Origin of the sequence: Plantibacter sp. RU18 (assembly GCF_050613355.1) — a bacterium.
GTDB lineage: Bacteria > Actinomycetota > Actinomycetes > Actinomycetales > Microbacteriaceae > Plantibacter.
In genome coordinates this window covers 4,118,446-4,138,691 of sequence record NZ_CP159618.1, presented here as the reverse complement: position 1 = coordinate 4,138,691, position 20,246 = coordinate 4,118,446, and the positions used below count along the sequence as shown (strand labels likewise).

Annotated in this window: 19 protein-coding genes and 1 pseudogene; 16 read left to right on the top strand and 4 right to left on the bottom strand. The window is 67.8% G+C overall.

What is annotated here, in order from left to right; all coding sequences use genetic code 11:
* Positions 1-2 precede the first annotated feature (2 nt).
* From ABMA10_RS19685 to ABMA10_RS19660, 6 genes and pseudogenes are all read left to right on the top strand, one after another.
* Positions 3-1,088: pseudogene (locus ABMA10_RS19685) on the top strand (extracellular solute-binding protein); the annotation flags it as partial.
* The gene (locus ABMA10_RS19680) at positions 1,067-1,327 is read left to right on the top strand and encodes a hypothetical protein (protein ID WP_347867743.1); all 261 of its coding nucleotides are present in this window, start codon (positions 1,067-1,069) and stop codon (positions 1,325-1,327) included. The pseudogene ABMA10_RS19685 and the gene ABMA10_RS19680, both read left to right, overlap by 22 nt.
* Positions 1,327-2,262, top strand: a complete 936-nt coding sequence (locus tag ABMA10_RS19675; protein WP_347867742.1) for a carbohydrate ABC transporter permease — start codon at positions 1,327-1,329, stop codon at positions 2,260-2,262. The genes ABMA10_RS19680 and ABMA10_RS19675 overlap by 1 nt, the downstream gene beginning before the upstream one ends.
* Positions 2,262-3,170, top strand: a complete 909-nt coding sequence (locus tag ABMA10_RS19670; RefSeq protein WP_347867766.1) for a carbohydrate ABC transporter permease — start codon at positions 2,262-2,264, stop codon at positions 3,168-3,170. Before ABMA10_RS19675 ends, ABMA10_RS19670 begins: the two co-directional genes overlap by 1 nt.
* Positions 3,171-3,266: 96 nt before the next feature.
* Positions 3,267-4,424: an SIS domain-containing protein gene (locus ABMA10_RS19665; RefSeq protein ID WP_431030882.1), complete on the top strand. Its 1,158-nt coding sequence runs from the start codon at positions 3,267-3,269 to the stop codon at positions 4,422-4,424.
* Positions 4,421-5,383, top strand: coding sequence for an N-acetylglucosamine kinase (locus tag ABMA10_RS19660; RefSeq protein ID WP_347867740.1), 963 nt, complete (start codon positions 4,421-4,423; stop codon positions 5,381-5,383). Before ABMA10_RS19665 ends, ABMA10_RS19660 begins: the two co-directional genes overlap by 4 nt.
* A 2-nt stretch (positions 5,384-5,385) precedes the next feature.
* On the opposite strand, the gene ABMA10_RS19655 is transcribed toward ABMA10_RS19660, so the two are convergent.
* Complete coding sequence (locus ABMA10_RS19655) at positions 5,386-6,294, bottom strand: cation diffusion facilitator family transporter (protein WP_347867739.1); 909 nt, start codon at positions 6,292-6,294, stop codon at positions 5,386-5,388.
* Between the two features lie 117 nt (positions 6,295-6,411).
* On the opposite strand from ABMA10_RS19655, the gene ABMA10_RS19650 reads away from it, so the two are divergent.
* The gene (locus ABMA10_RS19650; protein WP_347867738.1) at positions 6,412-7,686 is read left to right on the top strand and encodes a threonine/serine ThrE exporter family protein; all 1,275 of its coding nucleotides are present in this window, start codon (positions 6,412-6,414) and stop codon (positions 7,684-7,686) included.
* Between the two features lie 81 nt (positions 7,687-7,767).
* Here ABMA10_RS19650 and ABMA10_RS19645 read toward each other — a convergent pair whose 3' ends face one another.
* Complete coding sequence (locus ABMA10_RS19645) at positions 7,768-8,814, bottom strand: LacI family DNA-binding transcriptional regulator (protein WP_347867737.1); 1,047 nt, start codon at positions 8,812-8,814, stop codon at positions 7,768-7,770.
* Positions 8,815-8,978: 164 nt separating this feature from the next.
* On the opposite strand from ABMA10_RS19645, the gene ABMA10_RS19640 reads away from it, so the two are divergent.
* From ABMA10_RS19640 to ABMA10_RS19620, 5 genes are all read left to right on the top strand, one after another.
* Complete coding sequence (locus ABMA10_RS19640; RefSeq protein WP_431030881.1) at positions 8,979-10,274, top strand: ABC transporter substrate-binding protein; 1,296 nt, start codon at positions 8,979-8,981, stop codon at positions 10,272-10,274.
* A 78-nt stretch (positions 10,275-10,352) separates the two neighbouring features.
* The gene (locus ABMA10_RS19635; RefSeq protein WP_347867735.1) at positions 10,353-11,270 is read left to right on the top strand and encodes a carbohydrate ABC transporter permease; all 918 of its coding nucleotides are present in this window, start codon (positions 10,353-10,355) and stop codon (positions 11,268-11,270) included.
* Between the two features lie 2 nt (positions 11,271-11,272).
* The gene (locus ABMA10_RS19630; RefSeq protein ID WP_347867734.1) at positions 11,273-12,184 is read left to right on the top strand and encodes a carbohydrate ABC transporter permease; all 912 of its coding nucleotides are present in this window, start codon (positions 11,273-11,275) and stop codon (positions 12,182-12,184) included.
* 2 nt (positions 12,185-12,186) lie between these two features.
* The gene (locus ABMA10_RS19625) at positions 12,187-14,169 is read left to right on the top strand and encodes a glycoside hydrolase family 127 protein (RefSeq protein ID WP_431030880.1); all 1,983 of its coding nucleotides are present in this window, start codon (positions 12,187-12,189) and stop codon (positions 14,167-14,169) included.
* A 104-nt stretch (positions 14,170-14,273) separates the two neighbouring features.
* Positions 14,274-14,879, top strand: coding sequence for a DUF805 domain-containing protein (locus ABMA10_RS19620; RefSeq protein ID WP_347867732.1), 606 nt, complete (start codon positions 14,274-14,276; stop codon positions 14,877-14,879).
* Between the two features lie 117 nt (positions 14,880-14,996).
* Here the strand turns inward: ABMA10_RS19620 and ABMA10_RS19615 are convergent, their stop codons facing one another.
* Complete coding sequence (locus ABMA10_RS19615) at positions 14,997-15,572, bottom strand: TetR family transcriptional regulator (RefSeq protein WP_347867731.1); 576 nt, start codon at positions 15,570-15,572, stop codon at positions 14,997-14,999.
* 116 nt (positions 15,573-15,688) lie between these two features.
* Between ABMA10_RS19615 and ABMA10_RS19610 the strand changes: the two genes are divergently transcribed.
* Together ABMA10_RS19610 and ABMA10_RS19605 are read left to right on the top strand one after the other, a co-directional pair.
* Positions 15,689-17,113: an MFS transporter gene (locus tag ABMA10_RS19610; protein WP_347867730.1), complete on the top strand. Its 1,425-nt coding sequence runs from the start codon at positions 15,689-15,691 to the stop codon at positions 17,111-17,113.
* Between the two features lie 108 nt (positions 17,114-17,221).
* Entirely contained in the window at positions 17,222-17,425 is a 204-nt protein-coding gene (locus tag ABMA10_RS19605) for a three-helix bundle dimerization domain-containing protein (RefSeq protein WP_347867729.1), read from the top strand.
* Positions 17,426-17,560: 135 nt separating this feature from the next.
* Here ABMA10_RS19605 and ABMA10_RS19600 read toward each other — a convergent pair whose 3' ends face one another.
* The gene (locus ABMA10_RS19600) at positions 17,561-17,938 is read right to left on the bottom strand and encodes a hypothetical protein (protein WP_347867728.1); all 378 of its coding nucleotides are present in this window, start codon (positions 17,936-17,938) and stop codon (positions 17,561-17,563) included.
* Between the two features lie 100 nt (positions 17,939-18,038).
* Between ABMA10_RS19600 and ABMA10_RS19595 the strand changes: the two genes are divergently transcribed.
* Together ABMA10_RS19595 and ABMA10_RS19590 are read left to right on the top strand one after the other, a co-directional pair.
* Positions 18,039-18,839, top strand: a complete 801-nt coding sequence (locus ABMA10_RS19595; protein WP_431030879.1) for a sugar phosphate isomerase/epimerase family protein — start codon at positions 18,039-18,041, stop codon at positions 18,837-18,839.
* Between the two features lie 139 nt (positions 18,840-18,978).
* Positions 18,979-20,217, top strand: coding sequence for a glycosyltransferase family 1 protein (locus ABMA10_RS19590; protein WP_347867726.1), 1,239 nt, complete (start codon positions 18,979-18,981; stop codon positions 20,215-20,217).
* Positions 20,218-20,246: the final 29 nt, after the last annotated feature.

Here is a 20,246-nt window from a genome sequence, read left to right as displayed (position 1 = left end):
CGATGTTCTCGCCCAGTTCCACGATCAGCCCATCCGTCCGCCACGCCGGCAGCGGCCGGACCCGACGGAACCGTGTCGCCGCGGCGGCCGCCGTGATCGCCGCCGGTGCCCTCGTCCTCTCTGGTTGCGCCGGAAGCCCGAGCGGCGCGACGACACTCGATGAGGATGCGCCGGTGAAACTCACCTTCTGGACCGGCCAGGCCGATGCCGCCCAGAAGATCCTCACGGGGCTCGTCGACGAGTTCGAGGAGCTGCACCCGAACGTGACGATCGACGTGTCCTCGGGGGCTCCGTCCACCGAGGACCTGCTGCAGAAGCTCTCCGCGAGCTTCGCCGGCGGCAACTACCCCGACATCTCCTACGCGTTCGGCTCCTGGGCCAGCCGGCTCGAAGGGTCCGATCGCACTCTCGACATCACCGATCAGGTGGCCGAACCGGACGTGAAGTGGGACGAGTTCTCCGAGGCCGCGCGCGAGACGGTGCAGCCCTCAGGGAAGAAGACGATCGGGTTCCCGGCCGTCGTCGACAACATCTCCCTCCTGTACAACACGACGGTGTTCGACGCGGCCGGCGTCGAGTACCCGACGGCCGACTGGGACTGGGACGACTTCCGTGCCGCGGCCAAGCAGCTGACCGACCCGGCGACGAACACGTACGGCTACGCCTACTCGGTCTCCGGGAGCGAGGAGACCACCTGGCAGTTCTGGCCGCACCTCTGGCAGAACGGCGGCTCGATCATCTCGGATGACGGCACGAAGGCCGAGTTCGCATCCTCCGCCGGCGTCGACGCGCTGACGTACCTGCGCGACCTCGCCGTCGAGGACAAGAGCGTCTACCTCGATCAGACCGACACCAAGTTCGGCGCCCTCTTCGCGAGTGACCGCATCGGCATGATCACCTCCGGACCGTGGCAGCTGTCGGATCTGAAGACCAAGGGCACGAAGTACGGGGTCACGACGCTGCCGGGGACCGATGGCGACCACCAGACCGTGTCGGGACCCGACGTGTGGGCCTTGTTCGACCACAAGGACAAGAACCGGGAGTACTGGGCGTACGAGTTCACGAAGTGGCTGACGGAACCCGAGCAGGACCTCCGCTGGAACGTCGCCTACGGCAACCTCCCGTTGCGGTCGAGCTGCCCGGTCTCGACGTCATGGCGGAGAACGGGGCCAACGCCAAGCAGGCGAGGCCGACGCTCCCCGGGTACGTCGGGCTGTCCGAGGCGATCGGCAAGGCGATCTCCGAGGTGTTGCAGGGGCAGGGCGATCCGAAGCAGGCGCTCGAAGATGCGGCGAAAGCGGCAGACGCCGCATTGGCAGACGACTGATGACCACCGTCGCCCCGCGTCGCGCTCCCCGGACCGACGGGTCCCAGGAGCGCCGCCGACCGGTGAGGCTGCGGGACACGATCACCGGCTGGGGCTTCGTCGCGCCGGCGATGGTCGTCGTGCTCGGCCTCTCGATCTTCCCCGCCATCTGGGCGTTCTTCCTCTCGCTGCAGAAGTGGGACGGATTCGGGGAAGCCGAGCAGGTCGGGCTGGCGAACTACGCGGACATGATCGGCAACGACGAGTTGCAGGCCGCCGTGATGCACACCGTCGTCTACACGCTGCTCTTCGTGCCCGCCTCGCTCGGTCTCGGACTGTTCCTCGCCGTCGCTCTCAACCGGCGCATCCGTTTCATCGGGATCTATCGCACCGCGATCTTCGTCCCGTTCGTCGCCTCCGCGGCCGCCACCGGCATCCTCACGACGTACCTCTTCAACCCGCAGTTCGGTCTCCTCAACACCATCCTCCGGTTCCTCGGCATCCCGGCTCAGGGGTGGCTGGAGGATCAGGGGCAGGCGATGGTCGTCATCACGATCATGTCGTTGTGGGGACAGGCGGCCTTCACGACGGTGATCTACCTCGCGGCCTTGCAGGACATCCCGTCCGAACTCCTCGAAGCGGCCAGGATCGACGGCGCGAACGCCTGGCAGTCCTTCTGGAAGGTGACCTTCCCCCACCTGGCCCCGGTGACGGTGTTCGTGGCGATCTGGCAGTTCATCCAGGCGATCCAGCTGTTCGACCTCGTCTACACGACCACCAGGGGCGGGCCGCTCGGGGCGACGCAGACCATCGTCTACTACCTGTGGGACGCGGCGTTCAAGCAACTCCAGTTCGGTTACGGTTCAGCGGTCGCCTACGGCCTGTTCGCCGTGACCCTGCTCTGCACGATCGGTGTCGTCCTCTACTCCCGCCGTTCCAATGTGGAGGCATTCTGATGACCACGATCCAGACCCCAGCCCACCGGGACGCACCGGACTCCCCGCTGTCCGGCGCGGCCGTCCCGCGGCGACAGCCGCTCAGTCGTCGGCCGCGACGCAGGTTCAGTCTGTGGCATCTCGTCCTCGTACCCATCGCGGTCGTCTTCGTCATCCCGTTCGTGCAGATGTTCGTCACCTCGGTCACGCCGGAATCGGAGATCAACACCTTCCCGCCGAGGATCCTGCCGACCCACATCACCTTCGACGGGTTCGCCAAGCTGTTCGCGGAATCGGACATCCTGTTGTGGCTCGGCAACACGGTCATCGTCTCGACCGTCGCGATCGCCTCCCACCTCGTACTCTGTTCGCTCGCCGGCTACGGCTTCGCCCGGCTGAAGTTCCGCGGCAGGACGATGGGCTTCCTCATGATCGTCGCGACGATCATGATCCCGACGCAGCTCCTGATGATCCCGACCTACATCCTGTTCTCCCGGCTCGGTCTCATCGACAGCCTGGGTGCGGCTATCGTGCCCTGGCTCGCCTCGGCGTTCGGGATCTTCCTCATGCGGCAGTTCTTCCTGTCGCTGCCCGCGGAGCTCGAGGAGGCGGCGCTCATCGACGGGTGCACCCGGCTGCAGGTGTTCTTCCGCGTCATCCTCCCGCTGGCGAAACCGGCGCTCGCGACGCTCGCGATCTTCACGCTGCTCGGCTCCTGGAACGACCTCGTCTGGCCGCTCATCGCGATCAACAACGACCAGGTGTTCACGCTCCAGCTCGGCATCACGAACTTCCAGGGCGCCAGGCGCACGGACTGGGCGCTGCTCATGGCAGGCAACGTCGTCGCCACGCTCCCGCTCATCGTGTTCTTCCTGTTCGCACAGAAGCAGTTCGTCGCGACGATGTCCTTCTCCGGCCTGAAGGGCTGAGGGATGACGCGTCTCGACACGGAGCGCTCAGGCCCTCCACTCGTCCCACGGTCATCGACCGCATCACCATCCCGATCTCGACCCCTGGAGGTCACCTTGTCCGATGCCACGTTCGTCGGTTCGGAAGCCACTGTCCGCGAGATCTCCCAACAGCCGGATGTCTGGCGGGAGGCAGCGTCCAACATCGCGGCCGAGCAGGCTGCGATCGACGCGTTCCTCGAGCCCCTCCTCGCGCTCGACGATCTGAGGATCGTCCTGACCGGCGCTGGAACCTCGGCGTTCATCGGTGAGATCGCCGCCCCGGCCCTGTCCCGGCTGCTCGGTCGGCGGGTCGAAGCCGTCGCCACGACGGACATCGTCTCCAACCCGCGGGACGCCTTCGCCGAGGACATCCCCACCCTGCTCGTGTCGTTCGCGCGGTCCGGCAACAGCCCCGAGAGCACCGCCGCGACCGCTCTGGCCGACCAGTCGCTCACGAGTGTCGGTCATCTCATCCTCACCTGCGACGCGAGCGGTGCCCTGTTCGCACAGCACCACGGTCGTCCGGGGTCCAGGACCGTCCTGATGCCGGCGCGCTCGAACGACGAGGGGTTCGCGATGACGTCGAGCTTCACGTCCATGCTCCTCTCGGCGCTGCTGATCCTCGGCGGCCCGGACGATACCGCCGTCGAAGCCGTCGCCACAGCTGCTTCACGGATCCTCGACGAGCGACAGGACTCGATCCGGGCGCTCGCCGGCGCCGGGTGCGAACGGGTGGTGTACATCGGGAGCGGCTCGCTCACGGGCTTGGCCCGCGAATCCGCGCTCAAGCTCCTCGAACTCACCGCCGGCGCGGTGGTCACCTATTACGACTCCGCGCTGGGGTTCAGACACGGGCCGAAGGCTGCCCTCGACGACAGCACCCTGGTCGTCGTGTACGTCTCCGCGGACCCCTACACGAAGCTGTACGACCTCGACATCGTCACAGAACTGCGGGCGACCCTGCCGCCGGAGCGCGTCGTCGTGATCTCCCCGGAGCCGCTGCCCGACGCCGACGAGTCCTGGGTCCTGTCCGAACTGGCGGGCGTCGACGACGCCTTCCTCGCCGCGGCGTACGTGGTCGTGGCGCAGCTCCTGGGGCTGTCGTTCTCGCTCGGTCTCGGCGCTACCCCCGACAACCCGTTCCCCGGAGGCACCGTGAACCGTGTGGTGCAGGGCGTCCGGATCCACCCCGTCGCCTCCCCGCCGGTCGGCGGTCCGGGGCGCTCGCGGTGAGTCTCTACCTCGGGGTGGACGGCGGAGGATCCAAGACCGCATTCCTCCTGCTCGACGACACCGGCCGCATCATCGCGGAGGCGCAGACCGCCAGTTGCTACTACTTCACGACCGGTATCGAACTCGTCGGGCGCATCCTGACGCAGGGGGTCGCCGAGGTCGGCGCGCGAGCGGGCATCAGCCCGAGCGACATCGACCGGGCGTTCTTCGGGCTGCCCGGGTACGGCGAGGTGAGTGCAGACATGGGCCGCCTCGACGCCGTACCGGGCGAGGTGCACGGCCACGGGAGGTACTCCTGCGACAACGACATGGTGTGCGGGTGGGCCGGTTCATTGGGGGCCGAGGACGGGATCAACGTCATCAGCGGCACCGGGTCGATGACCTATGGCGAGCTTGACGGTCGTGGCCACCGGGTCGGCGGTTGGAGCGAGTTGTTCGGCGATGAGGGCTCGGCATACTGGATCGCCGCCAGAGGCCTGAACGCCTTCACCCGGATGAGTGACGGTCGCCTCGCTCGCGGCCCGCTCTACGACAGCATCCGAACACGGACGGGGGTCACGAGCGACCTCGACGTGATCGATGTCGTCATGAACGGCTGGCAGGGTCGCCGGGGGGCGATCGCGGACCTCTCGAAGACCGTGGTCGAGGCTTCGGCCGCCGGCGACCTCGTCGCAGCGCAGATCCTGAGGGACGCGTGCGACGAGCTGGTCGGCATCGTCGACGCGACGCGGATCGAACTCGGTTTCCCGGACGACGGCCGGGTCCCGGTGTCGTACTCGGGCGGCATGTTCACGGCCGACCCGATCCGGTCCGGCTTCGAGGACGCCCTCCTGGCGCGGCCGTGCGGGTACGAGCTGCGGAGCCCGATGTTCGGGCCGGCCGTCGGAGCGGCACTGTACGCGGCGAAGCAGACCGGCACGCCGTTGTCGGAGTCTGCGCTGGCACGGCTCCGGTCCTGAGGTCAGCTCGCCAGCGACGGTTCGTCGCTCACCGACAGGGTGAGTACGGCCTTGCCGATGAGTTCGTCCTGCTCCAGGTCCTGTTCGAGCCGTCGGAGTTGGCGGGCCACGCCGTCTTCGTGGTCGTCACCGACGAGGTCGACCGATGCCACGAGGAAGAGCTGCTCCGGTCCGCTGAACTCGAGGTACAGGGCCGTGACGCGCTCGATCTCCGGGTGGCCGAGCAAGGTCCTGATGGTCTGCGCGCGGTACTCGGGCCTGGGCCCCTCGCCCAGCAGGTACCGCCGGTTGCGACTGATCAGCAGCAGCGCGACGCCCGCGAGCAGGACGCCGATGGCGATGGAACCGATCGCGTCCCACGCCGGATCACCTGTCACCTGGTGCAGGCCGATGCCGACGGCGGCGATGATGAGGCCGAGCAGCGCGGCCGAGTCCTCGAAGAACACCGATCGGAGGGTCGTGTTCGATCCGTTGAGGACGAAGTCGAAGAAGCCGCGACCGTACTTCTTGGCCGTTCGCCTGCCCTCCCGGATCGACTGGCCCAGGGAGAACCCCTCGAGCAGGAACGCGACGGCGAGCACCAGATAGCTGAGCGGGTAGTTCTCCATCGATTCCGGGGCGGTCAGGCTCTGGATGCCGTGCATGATCGACACGACGGCGCCGACGGTGAAGACCCCGAACGCCGCGAACAGCGAGAAGATGTACGCGTCTCGGCCGTAGCCGAGCGGGTGCGCGGTGTCGCGGCTCTTGTCCGCGCGTTTGTCGGCGATGAGCAGGAAGACCTCGTTGCCCGCGTCGGCCCAGGAGTGCGCAGCCTCGGCGAGCATCGAGGCCGAGCCGGTGAGGGCGGCGACGATGGACTTCGCGATGGCGACGATGATGTTGGCCAGGAAGGCGATGACGACGGTCATGCGCCAACGCTACGCCCAGCGGGCTGCTCGGTGCGCCGCCGGTGATATCTTCCGGCGAGAGGCGCGCCCGAACCCGTGATTGGGGAGGGGGGAGCCGGACCGCGTACGGTTGGCGGGGTGAGTGATGACGCCGCGATCGAGGAGCACCGCAGGACCGCTGCGCACGCGTACAGTGCGCTCGGGTGCCTGCTGCTCGACGCCGGCACCTCCGTCACCGACGTCCGCGACTCCCTGGAGCGCGCCTCGGTCGCATCGGGCGACGAGGGCCTCGCCTTCTCGGTGCTGCCGCAGCTCATCATCGTGAACGACGTGCACGCGGGGGCGGTGCTCGCGGTCGGTAACACGCACGGCGAGTTGTCGTTCCGCGGGGCGGCCCGTGCGAACCGGCTGATGCGCGAGCTCGAACTCGGGCACTGGCCGGTCGGCGACCTGCCGGCCCGTGTCCAGTCGATCCGCGAGACGCCGCGCCCGCACGCGTCGATGCACTGGGTGTTCGGAAACCTGCTGCTCGCGGGCGGGCTCGCGTTGCTGTTCCGCTGCCCCTGGTGGGCGATCGTCGCGTCCATGCTCGTCGGCGCCGTCGTCGGCCTCGTCATCACCCTGCTCGGGCGCTGGCGGGGAGCGATCGCCATCGCCCCCTTCGTGACGGCGTTCGTGTCGACGACGCTCGTGGGGACGCTCGCGTCGGCGATCGACCTCGGTCCGGTGCCGCTGTTCGCGGTCTGCGCCCCGATCGCGATCCTCGTGCCCGGCGCGCTCATCACCAACGCCCTGCTGGAGTTGACGGCGACCGACATCGTGACGGGCTCGGCACGCCTGATGTACGGGCTCATCGTGCTCGCGTTCATGGCGGCAGGTATCTCGGCCGGGGCGATGCTCACCGGCTTGTCGATCGACCCGGATTCGACGGCCCTCGTCGGTCAGGTCGTCCGTGGCAGCACGGATCTCGTCGGGTGGGAGGCGGTCCCGCCGCTCTGGTTCACCTGGATCGGGGTCGTCATGCTCGCGGCCGGGATCGGGATGGCGTTCGGCTCAGGTCGGTCCCTGACGCTGCTGGCGATCTGCGTGATGGCGCTGACCTATGCGGGCATCGTGATGCTCGCGCCGCTCGCCGGGAACGCGGTGGCGACGGGGCTCACGGCCGGTGTCGTCTTCGTCGTCGCCCGGATCGTCGAGCGGTACTCGGCTGCGGTGCCGTCCAATGTCACCTTCCAGCCGGCGTTCCTCATGCTCGTGCCGGGCACGGTCGGGCTCGTCTCCCTCGCGACGTTGGAAGGCTCGGCCGTGACCGCAGCGTTGACGGTCTTCATCAGCCTCTGCGTCGGCATCAAGACCGCGGCGGTCGTGACCGGTGTCGTCATCCCGCCGGTCGCCCCGTCGCGTCGCCCCTGAGTCGTCCGAAGGTTCTGCTGAGCTGTCCACGGCTCGACCGGACGATGGTCGGCGGCTGTCGTGTCACTCGACCGATGCGGTTCAGCGACGGGGGATGGTGGAGCCCCGGATCACGAGGCGACCTGGGAGGTACTCGATCCCGCGCTTGGGCTCGACGCCCTCGATCGCTTCGAAGATGCGGGTGGCGGCGAGGCGACCCAGCTGCTGGAGGTTCGCGTCGATCGTCGACAGCTCGGGTCGGGAGTTGGTGGCGAGGATCTCCCAGTTGTCGAAACTCACGACTGCGACGTCGGACGGTACATCGCGCCCGAGGTCGCGCACGGTGTCGAGGACCCCGCGGGCGATCTGATCGGAACCGGCGATGATGCCGTCGACCTCCGGGTACTGGGCGAGCAGCATCGCGGAGGCGTCACGACCCCAGTGCTCGGTCCACTCCGAGAACATCGGGGCGCCGACGAGCTGCAGTCCGGCTGTCGCCAGCGCGGTCTGCACGCCGGCCGCGCGGTCCTGAGCGGCTGCATACTGCGGTTCGCCGGTGATCATCGCGATGCGGCTGCGTCCGCATGCAAGCAGGTGTTCGACGGCGAGCCGCCCACCGTCTCGGTTGTCGGGCGCGATCGAGACGTCGGTGGGATCGTCGGAAGGGGCGTAGGCGTAGACGACGGGCACCGGCAGCTTGTGACCCAGCGAGGGCCTCGGATCGGTGGTGCGCCCGACAACGATGATGCCGTCGACTCGGCGGGTGAGCAGCGCGTTCAGGTGGTGCTGTTCGCGGATCGCATCGCCGCGCGCATCGCAGAGGAAGACGTTCACCTGGCCGGCGCCGAACGCGTCCTCGGCGCCCATGAGGATCGGGATGACGAAGCGACCCTCGAGGTCGCTCGTGAGGAGGCCGACCGTGCCGGTGCGGCCGTTGATCAGGCTGCGGGCGAGCTCGTTCGGCGTGAACGAGAGGGTCTTCGCGGCGTCGAGCACACGTTGGCGGGTCTTCGGGGCGACCTCGCTCCGTCCGTTCACGGCTTTCGACGCGGTGGCGATGGAGACGCCGGCGATGCGCGCGACGTCGCTCAGCGTCGCAGCGCGGCCGGGCGTCGTTCCGGTCGAACCCGCGACATCGTCGTCTGACATGGTCCCCCTCGTGTTTCGGAAACGTTACCGGATTTCGATCTTGACGCTACCCCGATCGCAGGCTAGCTTTACCGAAAGGGTTTTCGAAGCTTTCGAAATCTTACCATGCGCCGCCGCGACCGGACCGGTCCGGTCCGCTCAATGACGAGTCAGAGGAGTTCACCATGCGCAGCACGCACACGAGACGAATGCAGCGGATCGGAGGGGTGTTGGCGGCGAGCGCGCTGCTCGTCGGTCTGGCAGCCTGTTCCTCCGGTGGCGGCTCGAGCACGCCGCTCGCGAGTGCCGGCCCCGAAGGTGTGGACGAGGGCAGCGAACTCACGCTCTGGACCCGCGCCCCACTGGAGAAGCAAGCGAAGCTCCTCGTCGAGGCGTACAACGCCTCGCACGAGAACCAGGTGAAGCTCACTGTCGTCCCGAACGACGACTACGTCGCGAAGGTGGGAGCTGCTGCCGGTTCCGACAGCCTCCCCGACCTCTTCGCGGCCGACATCGTCTACGTCCCGAACTGGGTCGAGCAGGGCCTGTTCCAGGACCTCACCGCCAACATCGACCAGCTGTCGTTCAAGGACGAGATCAACCCGGGCCACCTCGCGGCGGGTACCTCCGACAACAAGGAGCACGTGCTCCCGTTCGTCCTCGACCTCTCGATGCTCTTCTGGAACAAGGAGCTGTACAAGGAGGCCGGCCTCGACCCGGAGGTCGGCCCGACGACGCTCGCCGAGTTCGCTCAGGACGCCAAGGCCGTGCAGGCGTTGAACAAGCCGGACACCTATGGCACCGCCACCGGCCTCAACTGCGGCGGCTGCCTCGTCTTCACCTGGTTCCCGAGCGTGTGGGCCGACGGCGAGCAGGTCATGAACGAGGACGGTACCGAGTCGCTCCTCGCCGAGGACGGCGCGAAGGAGGTCTACAGCACCTGGGCCGACCTCTGGAAGTCCGGTGCCGTGCTCCCGTCCTCGAAGGATGAGGCCGGTCCCACCTGGACGGCAGGCTTCACCGAGGGCAAGGTCGGCGTCATGCCGTACCCCGCGACGCTGCTCTCCTCCACCCCGTTCGACGTCGGCGTCTCCGGCATCCCCGGACCGAAGGGCGGCGACTCGACGTTCGTCGGTGGCGACGGCATCGGCGACTCGAAGGACAGCAAGAAGGCCGCTCAGTCGTGGAACTTCCTCAGCTGGCTGATGTCCGAGGACGCCCAGGTCGGCGTGCTCGCGAAGAACAGCGACGTCGTCTCGCGTGCGGACTTCGCCGAGAACGAGTACTCGAGCAAGGACCCGCGTCTCGTGACGATCAACGAAGTCGCAGCGAAGGGCGACACGCCCTTCTCGCTGAACTTCCAGGAGGCCTTCAACTCGCCGACCAGCCCGTGGCTGACCCTCGTGCGCAACGCCGTCCTCGAGGGGACGGACACGGTGGACGCGGACGACGACGCGATCACGGACGTGCTCTCGCAGTAGCCAGCAGTACGGGTGCGCCGTCCGGTCCTCATCGGTCTCGGCGGCGCACCCCACCTCCCGTTTCGAAAGGTCCCACCCATGAGTACCACCCTCGCGAGACGGCACACGACGGACTCCGTCGGTGCCCGCAGGCGGAGAGCGGGCAACGCCCGCACCGGTTGGCTGTTCGCGCTCCCGACCGCGGTCTTCGTCGTCTTCCTGTTCCTTGTCCCGCTCGTCCTCGTCTTCCAGATGGCGGGCTCCGACTGGCCGCTGCTCGGCGGCAACCAGGGCTGGAACTTCCCCGACAACTTCCCGAAGGCGATCGACAACCGCTTCTTCCTCGACTCCGTCGTCTTCACGCTGAAGTACACGGCCATCGCGACGGTGCTCCTCATCGGACTCGGGCTCGGACTCGCACTCCTCGTGCAGGAGTCGAGCCGCTGGAAGGGCTTCCTCCGGACCGCGTTCCTCATTCCGAGTGCCCTCGGTCTGGCCTCGGCGTCGCTGCTCTTCTATGTGCTGTACTCGCCGATCGCCGGTCCGTTCGCGGACCTCACGAAGGCGCTCGGCTTCACCTTCCTCGGCACCCCTGACGCCGCACTGTGGTCGACGGTGTTCCTCATCGTGTGGCGTTTCGCGGGCTTCTACATGCTGCTCATGCTCGTCGGGCTTCAGGGCATCCCTGAGGACGTGTACGAGGCGGCACGGATCGACGGCGCCTCACGCTGGCAGATCTTCCGCGACATCACGGTGCCGCTGTTGAAACCGACACTCGCGCTGACGACCGTGATGTGTGTCACGGGCTCCCTGCTCGCCTTCGAGCAGTTCTACATCCTCACCAAGGGTGGTCCCGACAACAGCACCATCACTGTCGTGCAGCTCATCTACAACGTGGCCTTCCAAGGGCAGAACAACCTGGGTGTCGCCGGCGCGCTGTCCGTCATCGTGCTCGCCGCGCTCATCGTCATCAACATCGTGCAGATCCGCGCGTTCAGCAAGAAGGCCGAGGACTGAGCATGCCCATCACCCGAAACGAACCGGCCACCGTCACCTCGACGATGCCCGATGTCCGCGGACACGGACGAGGGCGCGAGGCCAAGCCGACGAACTTCTTCGGCATCGTCATCCGGACGCCGTTCTGGATCTTCACTGCAGCGCTCGCCGTGATTTTCCTCTACCCGCTCGTGTGGACGGCCGTGCGATCGGTGTCACCGCTCGCCGGCACGAACCAGACGGAAGGGTGGGGTCTCGGCAACTACATCACCCTCGCCGGGTATCAGGACGGCATCCTGCAGTACATCGGCAACTCGTTGTTCGTCTCGCTGCTGACCGTGCTGCTCACGCTCGTGATCTCGCTCTTCGGAGGATACGCGTTCGCGCGCTTCCAGTTCCGCGGCAAGAACGCGCTGTTCCTGGCGACGATCGCGATCCTCATGGTCCCGTATGCGACGCTGCTCATCCCGCTCTACGTGCTGCTCAACCTCGTCGGCCTCTCGAACTCGCTCGTCGGTGTCGCGCTCGTCCTGACGATGTTCCAGCTGCCGTTCTCCACCTTCATGATGCGCATCGCGTTCGAGTCGATTCCGAAGGAGCTGGACGAGGCCGCGATGGTCGACGGATGCAACGCCTGGACCGTGCTCTGGAAGGTGCTCGTCCCTGCGGTGAAGCCCGGCCTCATCACCGTCGGTCTGTTCGCCTTCCTGGCTGCCTGGAACGATTTCATGGCGCCGCTCATCCTCATCAACGACTCGTCGAAGATGACCCTGCCGCTCGCGGTCTCCAACCTTCGCGGGCAGGTGCAGGGCGTCGTCGACTACGGCGCGACCGAGGCGGGCGTCGTCGTGCTCGCGCTGCCGTGCATCCTCCTGTTCCTCATCCTCCAACGTCACTACGTGCGCGGCTTCATGTCCGGCGCTTTCAAGGGGTAACCATGACCACCACGACGAGAATCACGCCCGCCCAGACGGGCATCAGCATGACCCCGGTCGTCCCGACGATGAGCGCCCTGCGTCCGTCCGGTGTCGACGAGGTCCACATCACGGAGGGCTTCTGGGCCGAGCGCCAACGCGTGAACGGGGCGGCGACGCTGCCACACGTCGAGCACTGGCTCGAACGCGAGGGTTGGCTCGGCAACTTCGACCTCGCCGTCGCCGGCTCGCTTCCCGAGGGCCGTCGCGGGCGCGAGTTCTCCGACTCAGAGGTCTACAAGTACCTCGAGGCCCTCGCCTGGGAGATCGGGCGACTCGGTGGCGATGACGCACTCGACGCACGGTTCCGTGCGGTGGTCGCACGCGTCGCAGCCGCGCAGGAGGCGGACGGCTACCTGAACACCCGGTTCGGACGGGCCGGGCAGGGGCCTCGGTGGTCAGACCTCGAGTGGGGTCACGAACTCTACTGCCTCGGACACCTGTTCCAGGCAGCCGTCGCCCGGGAGCGCACGAACCCTGGGGCCGGCGACGGTCTGCTCGCGGTCGCGACCCGAGCAGCCGACCTCATCTGCGAGGTCTTCGGTGTCGACGGCATACAGTCGGTCTGCGGGCACGCGGAGGTCGAAGTCGGTCTGGCGGAGCTCGCGCGGGTCACCGGTGAGTCTCGCTATCTCGAACTCGCCTCGCTCTTCATCGAGCGGCGTGGGACGGGCGTGCTCGCCGACATCGAGTGGGGTCGTGGCTACTTCCAGGACGACGTGCCGATCCGCGACGCGGAGGCGCTCCGGGGGCACGCCGTGCGCGCCAACTACCTCGCGGCCGGCGCCGTCGACATCGCTGTGGAGCATGGAGACTCGACGCTGCTCGACGCCCTCCGCGGTCAGTGGGACCGCACGATCGCCCGCCGCACCTACATCACCGGCGGGCAGGGTTCACATCACCAGGACGAGGCGTTCGGCGAGGACTTCGAGCTGCCCTCCGATCGCGCGTACTCCGAGACCTGTGCCGGGATCGCGTCGATCATGTTCAGCTGGCGCCTGCTGCTGGAGGACCGCGACGTGCGGTACGCCGACCACATCGAACGCGTGCTCTACAACGTCGTCGCGACCTCCCCGTCCGCGGACGGTGAGGCGTTCTTCTACGCGAACACCCTCCACCAGCGGACGCCGGGGGAGTCGAGCCCGGATGACGAGGTGTCCCCGCGTGCATCCTCCTCGGAGCGTGCACCGTGGTTCGACGTCGCCTGCTGCCCTCCGAACGTGGCGCGGACACTCGCGAGCCTGGCTTCTCTCGTGGCCACGACGGACGACGTCGGTGTGCAGATCCACCAGTTCGCGACCGCAACGATCGACGTGACGGTCGGGGGTGGTGCGTCCGCCGACGGTGGCGGACGGTTCCTGGCTGAGATGACCACCGACTACCCGCGGTCGGGCCTCGTCACGATCCGGGTGCTCGGTGCGCCGACCGGGCCGTCGACCCTGTCGATCCGTGTGCCGTCCTGGGCTGACGACGCCCGGCTCGGTGTCCGCACGAGCGCCGGCGAGCAGGTGGAGGAGCGAGCGGTCGAGCCGGGCTACGCCGATGTCGTGCAGGCCTTCACCGCAGGTGACGTGGTCGAGCTCTCCTTCGGTGTCCGTCCGCGCATCACGAGCCCTGACCCGCGCATCGACGCGATCCGTGGCAGCGTCGCGATCGAGCGAGGGCCGGAGGTCTTCTGCGTCGAATCGGTGGATTTGCCGGGAGGCACAGAGACGCTTGGACGCATCGAGATCGCCACCGGCGTGGTGCCCGTCGAAACGGAGGACGGACGCCTGTCGATCGAGCTCCGCGCTCGAAGCATGGCCGGTGGTACGTGGCCCTACCGTGAGGTCTTCGATGCTGCTGTCGACGGCGAGACGTTCACCACGACGATCGCGCCGTACCATTCATGGGCCGAGCGTGGTCCGTCCACCATGCGTGTCTGGATCCCGACCGCGCGAGTGTGACGGCGGGTTGGTGCACATCGGTGGTGTAGCGGCCACCATGCCACCGGTGTGCACCGGGTGGCCGTCATACTGGTGTCTCGTCGACACCCGATCCGAAAGTGGCCATGAGCTATCCTCCGAACCCCCAGGCCCCCTACGGATCGCAGCAGTACGGCCTGCCGGCGTACCAGTCCCCACCGCCCCGCGGCGCGAGCTCGCCGGAGGACCTGTCCCTGCCGCTGTACGGGGCGACGCTCGCCCAGGCGACCAAGCGGTTCTTCGCGCAGTACGCGAACTTCTCGGGTCGGGCGTCGCTCAGCGAGTACTGGTGGAGTGCGCTGCTGACGAGTGTGCTCATGTTCGTCCCGACGGCGCTGGTCATGGCCGGCGCCATCGTCGTCGCCGTCACCGCAGCGACCGCGTCCGCGCAGGAGACGGGCCTGTCCGACGGCGGTGCCGGCTACACACAGCCGGACCTCGCCCAGAGCGGCGCCGGCGTGCTCCTCATCCTCGGAGTGGTCCTGTTGCTCGTCGCCTGGCTGGGCCTCCTCGTGCCGAGTCTCTCGATCACGTGGCGACGACTGCACGACGCCAATTTCCCCGGCCCGTTCTACTTCCTGACCCTTGTACCGTCGGTCGGCAGCATCATCATCCTCGTCCTCATGCTGCTGCCGTCGAAGCCCGAGGGGCAGCGTTTCGACCGTCCGGCCGAGATGCCCACCTGGCGTTGACGCAGTAGCGCACGCCTGGAGTGCGCGCGGATGACACACGGGCTGCACGGCGAACCGCCCGTCGACACGGCGTCGATCGCGACTCCGGCCCCACGAGCGGCTTGACGATGGGGTGGATCAGCGTGCTGCGGCGAGGGTCGCGAACGCTTCATCGAGCGCTGCTGTGAACGATGCCGTGCCGGCGGCGGCCCAGCGCTCCCAGGTGAGGTCGACCACCGCGTACGCGGCCACCGTGAACACACGTGCCGCGGTCGCGTCTCCGATCCGGGCAGCCAGCGCGGCAGCCACCTCGTCGACCTGCAGGGCGCGCTTCTCGGCGATGCGCGCCTTGAGAACAGGATTGGCGGTGATCATCCGCAGGCGGGCACGGAGGCGGTCCGGGTCGCTGTCGGCCGTGTGGGCGGCCGGCTGGAACGCAGCTCGGAGCAGGGTCCAGGCGGAGGCGCCGTCCGCAACGTCCGCCTGCGACAGCGCTTCGGCATAGTCCGCTCCGGAGCGCTCGGTCGAGACCACGACCACGTCCTCCTTGGAGCCGAAGTAGCGGAAGAACGTCGCGCGCGAGATCCCCAACTGCTTCGCGAGCTCCTCGACCGTGATGCCGTCGAAGCCGTGATCGACGAAGAGGCGCACGGCCTCGCGCGCCAACTCGACGCGGAAGACCTCGCGGGACCGTTCGCGCACGCTGGTCGACATACGGACAGTCTACGAGATGATATGGTGATGCATTGGTGAGACTGAGTCTCACAAACTGACAGTGTCGTCACCGCCCGCCGTGCGGCTCGTCCGCCCGGCCTTCGCAGGAGAACCCGATGACCATCACCGCCCCGGTACCCACACGCTCGACGCCCGCGCAGCCGCGCCCCGGCCTCATCATCGCCGTCCTCGCCTTCGCAGGCATGGGCGCGTCGTTCATGCAGACGATCCTCATCCCGATCCAGGCGAAGCTCCCCGAACTCCTCGGCGCGGCACGCGAGGACACCGCCTGGGTGATCACCGTCACACTGCTCGTCTCGGCGATCTGCGTCCCCATCTCGGGCAAGCTCGGCGACATGTTCGGCAAGCGCCGCGTCGCGATCGTCCTGCTCGCCCTCCTCGTCGCGGGTTCGGTCATCGCAGCGCTGTCGCCGACGGTCGTCCCGCTCATCATCGGCCGCGGGCTCCAGGGCACGGGCATGGGCGTGATCCCATTGGGCATCGCGATCCTGCGCGACGTCCTGCCGCCGGAGCGTCTCGGCTCCGCGATCGCGCTCGTCAGCGCGACCCTCGGCGTCGGGGGCGCACTCGGCCTCCCGCTCAGTGCCTTCGTGACGGAGCACTTCGACTGGCACGCGCTGTTCTGGGTCGCCGCCGCCATCAGCACCGTCTCCCTGGTCCTCTTCGCGACCGTCGTCCCCGCGAGCACCCTCCGCACGGGTGGCCGGATCGATCTCGTCGGTGCATTCGGGCTTGCGCTCGGCCTCGTCGGTGTCCTGCTCGGGGTGTCGAAGGGCAACGAGTGGGGCTGGGGTGCACCGCAGACGCTCCTCTGCCTCATCGGCGGCGGCGTCGTCCTCCTCATCTGGGGCGTCTACGAGCTGTGGGTCAAGAACCCGCTGGTCGACCTCCGAGTGAGCGCCCGCCCCTCGGTCCTCCTCACGAACCTGTCGTCGATCGCCATGGGCTTCGCGCTGTTCTCGTCGAGCATCGTCTTCCCGCAGCTGCTCGAACTGCCGACCGAGACCGGAGGGCTCGGGCTGACGCTGCTGCAGGCGAGCTTCATCCTGATGCCCTCGGGCCTCGCGATGCTCGCGATGTCGCCGCTCGCCGGCCGTCTCGGGCGGACGCTCGGCGCGAAGCCCCTGCTCGTCGCCGGGGCGACGATCATCGCGGTCAGTTACGTCGGCGCTGTGCTCGTCGACCTCGAGGTCTGGCACGTGCTCGTCTTCAACATCTTGATCGGCGTCGGGATCGGTCTCGGTTACGCGGCGATGCCGACCCTCATCATGCAGGCGGTCCCGGCCACGGAGACCGGCGCGGCGAACGGCCTGAACACCCTCATGCGTGCGCTCGGCACCTCGGTCGCGGCGGCCGTGATCGCCGCGATCCTCGCCGACTCGGCCGTGCCTCTCGGAGACACGTTCGTCCCGAGTGGCGACGGGTTCCAGCTGGCATTCGTCTTCGGACTCGTCGCGGCGATCGCGTGTGCGGCGATCGCGGCGTTCATCCCGAAGCCGAAGGTCCAGGAATCCGCTTGAGCGGTGGGCTTGGCGGAGGGGTGTCTGGCGGGTGTCCGGCAGGCGAACTTCGGGTGCCGCATCCGGATTCCCAGCCGGGGCATATGCGAACGCCTCGATACTGGGCTCATGGCAACTGAGATCGACCATGAAGAGATCATCCGTCAGCTCACCGAGAAGTTGAGCGTGAAGTACTCGGGGGTCGATTCCGATCGCATCGGTGCGCTTGTGCGCGAAGAGGTCAGTGCGCTGGCCGAGCGCCCGGTGCAGGACTACGTGACCGTGCTCGCGGAGCGCGCCGTGAAGAAGTCCCTCAAGCGCTCCGAGAAGTAGCGCCCTGGGAAGGACCGCTCCGCGTGCGTCAGAAGGGCGCGGGCTCCGGCGTCGTGCGGTGATGTCTGCCGTCAGGTGTCGTCCAGTCGAGAACGCCACCCGGTCGGTGGTCGAGCTTTCATCCGGGCATATGCTTCATTCGGTGGTGGTGTCGGCACAAGCAGGCGAGATTGCCGACAGATGTGGTGCCGGAATGTTCCCAGGCCACCGAATGATCGAGATCACATGCCCGGGCCCGCCGCCCGCAGCCGGGTGTGTGAGCAGCCGTGTCATCGACGGAGCCGTGATCGTGAGGCGAGCCGCGGTGTCGGCATCGATCGGCCCGTAGCCGTCGAGCGTGGACGGGGTCTCCGTGATGCCGAGGAGCGACAGGACCGGCACCGTGACCTGGACGGTCGCGCGAATGTGCTCCTGGACGTCGACCGGGTGCGGCAGTGTGGCTTCGAGATGCTGTGCGTCCGAGGCTGCGAACGAGGCGGGTGCGCCACTCAGAGAGACTCGATACACTCGCATCGGGCACTTTTGTCGATTCATCGACAGAAGCGGTTCGATCGGTGTCGCAAGCCTGACGATCCGCCCGACGGTGCCCGTCCGAAGCTACGAAGGAGTACCCATGAGCGCACCATCCGTGCAGCTGTACACCGTCCGCGACGCCATCGCCGAGGACCTGCAGGGCGCCGTCGCCCGTATCGCCGAGATCGGCTTCACGAAGGTCGAGCCCTACGCGTTCGTCGAGCGCGCAGCCGAGTTCGAGAGCGCATTCGCCGCCGCAGGTGTCACCGCTCCATCTGGCCACGCACCCGTCATCGATGCGGCAGACCCGGCCATCGCCTTCGACGTAGCATCGCGTCTCGGCATCGGCACGGTCATCGACCCGTTCATCCCGACCGACCGCTGGCAGACCGCCGACGACGCCGCCCGTCTTGCCGAGCGCGTCAACGAGCTCGCCGTCCAGGCTGCGGCCTCTGGCTTGAAGTTCGGCTACCACAACCACAACTGGGAGTTCTCGACCCACGTCGACGGCCGTCCGATCTTCGAGCTCTTCGTCGAGCAGCTGTCGGCCGACGTCGTCCTCGAGATCGATACCTTCTGGTCGACCGTCGGCGGCGCTGACACGCCCGCCTTCCTCACGTCGCTCGGCGACCGCGTGCAGTTCCTGCACATCAAGGACGGCATCATCTCCGGTGACATCGCCACCGCGCTTCCGAGCAGCGAGAGCGCGCTCGTCGTACCCGACGCGCTCGCGCAGGCTTTCGCGAACCAGCAGCCGGCCGGCAAGGGCCAGGTCGACATCCCGGCCATCCTCGCGGCAGCACCGCACGCGACGCGCGTCGTGGAGTTCGACGGCTACAGCGGCGAGATCTTCGCCGGCGTCGCCGAGTCCTATGCCTGGCTCGCCGCGAACGACAAGTAGCACGCACCTCGACAAGCTCGGTGACCGGGTCTGGTCCGCTCCGTGACCGGGTTCGGTCCGCTCGGACATCGGGCCCCGGTCAGCGAGCTTGTCGAGGCGTCCTTGCCGGGTGATCGCCGCCCGTCCCTATACTCAAGCCGTGGGGATCATCGGGCAGGGGATTCAGGCCGTACGCGGCGAGGGCATTCGATCGACGTTGTGGCGTGCGGCCCATTTCGCCGACGGGCGGTTCAATCCGATGCGGCGGAAGCCGACGGACCTGTACCCGAGCGACGCGATCGCCGCGGACTGGACGAACAAGCGCGAGTTCAACGCCGTCGCCTTCCCTGAGCGGGCGTACGAGATCGCCTGGCTCATCTCGCCGCCCAGCAGAACCTCCGGCGGACACCAGAACGCGTTCCGGTTCATGGAGTTCCTCGAGCAGGCGGGGCACCGCCTCACCATCTACCTCTACCAGGCGTCTCCGCAGCCGGCCGTCGACATCGCCGGCATCCGCGCGATGATGGCCGCGAGCAGCGCCTACCCCGGACTCCACGCGGACATTGTGCGCTACGACCCGGCTGTGGGCATCGCGCCGGGCGTCGACGTCATCGTGTCGTCCGACTGGCAGACCGCCTACCCGGCGTTCCGGTATGACGGGCCGGCGAAACGTTTCTCGTTCGTGCAGGACTTCGAGCCATGGTTCTACCCGGCCAGCAGCGAGTACGTGCTCGCCGAGAACACCTACCGCTTCGGGTTCCACGGCTTCTCAGCGGGTCCGTGGCTGGCCCGCAAGGTCGCTGACGACTACGGCATGAGCTGCGACCACTTCGACTATTCGGTGGACAAACAGCACTACTCCCATGTCAACGACGCACCGCGCACCGAGATCCTGTTCTACGCCCGACCGCCCACACCGAGACGTGGCTGGGAGCTCGGGGAGCTGGCCCTCACGGAGTTCCACCGGCTTCGTCCGGACATCACGATCAACCTCGTCGGCTGGAACATGGCAGGTTACGAGACCGGATTCCCGTTCGTCAACCGCTCGGCGATGGACATCTCGGAGCTGAACGCCGTGTACAACCGATGCGCTGCCGGTCTCGTGCTGTCGCTGACGGACATGTCGCTGCTCCCGCTCGAGATCATGGCGGCCGGAGTGGTACCGGTGGTCAACGACAGCCCGAACACGACCGGTGTGCTCGACAGCGAGCACATCGAATACGTTCCGCTGTCGCCTGCCGCGATCGCACAGCGGCTCGTCGAGATCGTCGAGCGGGCGGATGCCGTTGAGCACTCGCGGGCGATCGCTGCGTCGATCACTGCGGTGGACTGGTCCGACCCCGGCACCCAGTTCGTCGAGCAGTTCGAGCGGGCGATGCGGACGTCCCTCGCGAGCTGACGACGCCCGTCCGCTCCGCTGCCGCTGGC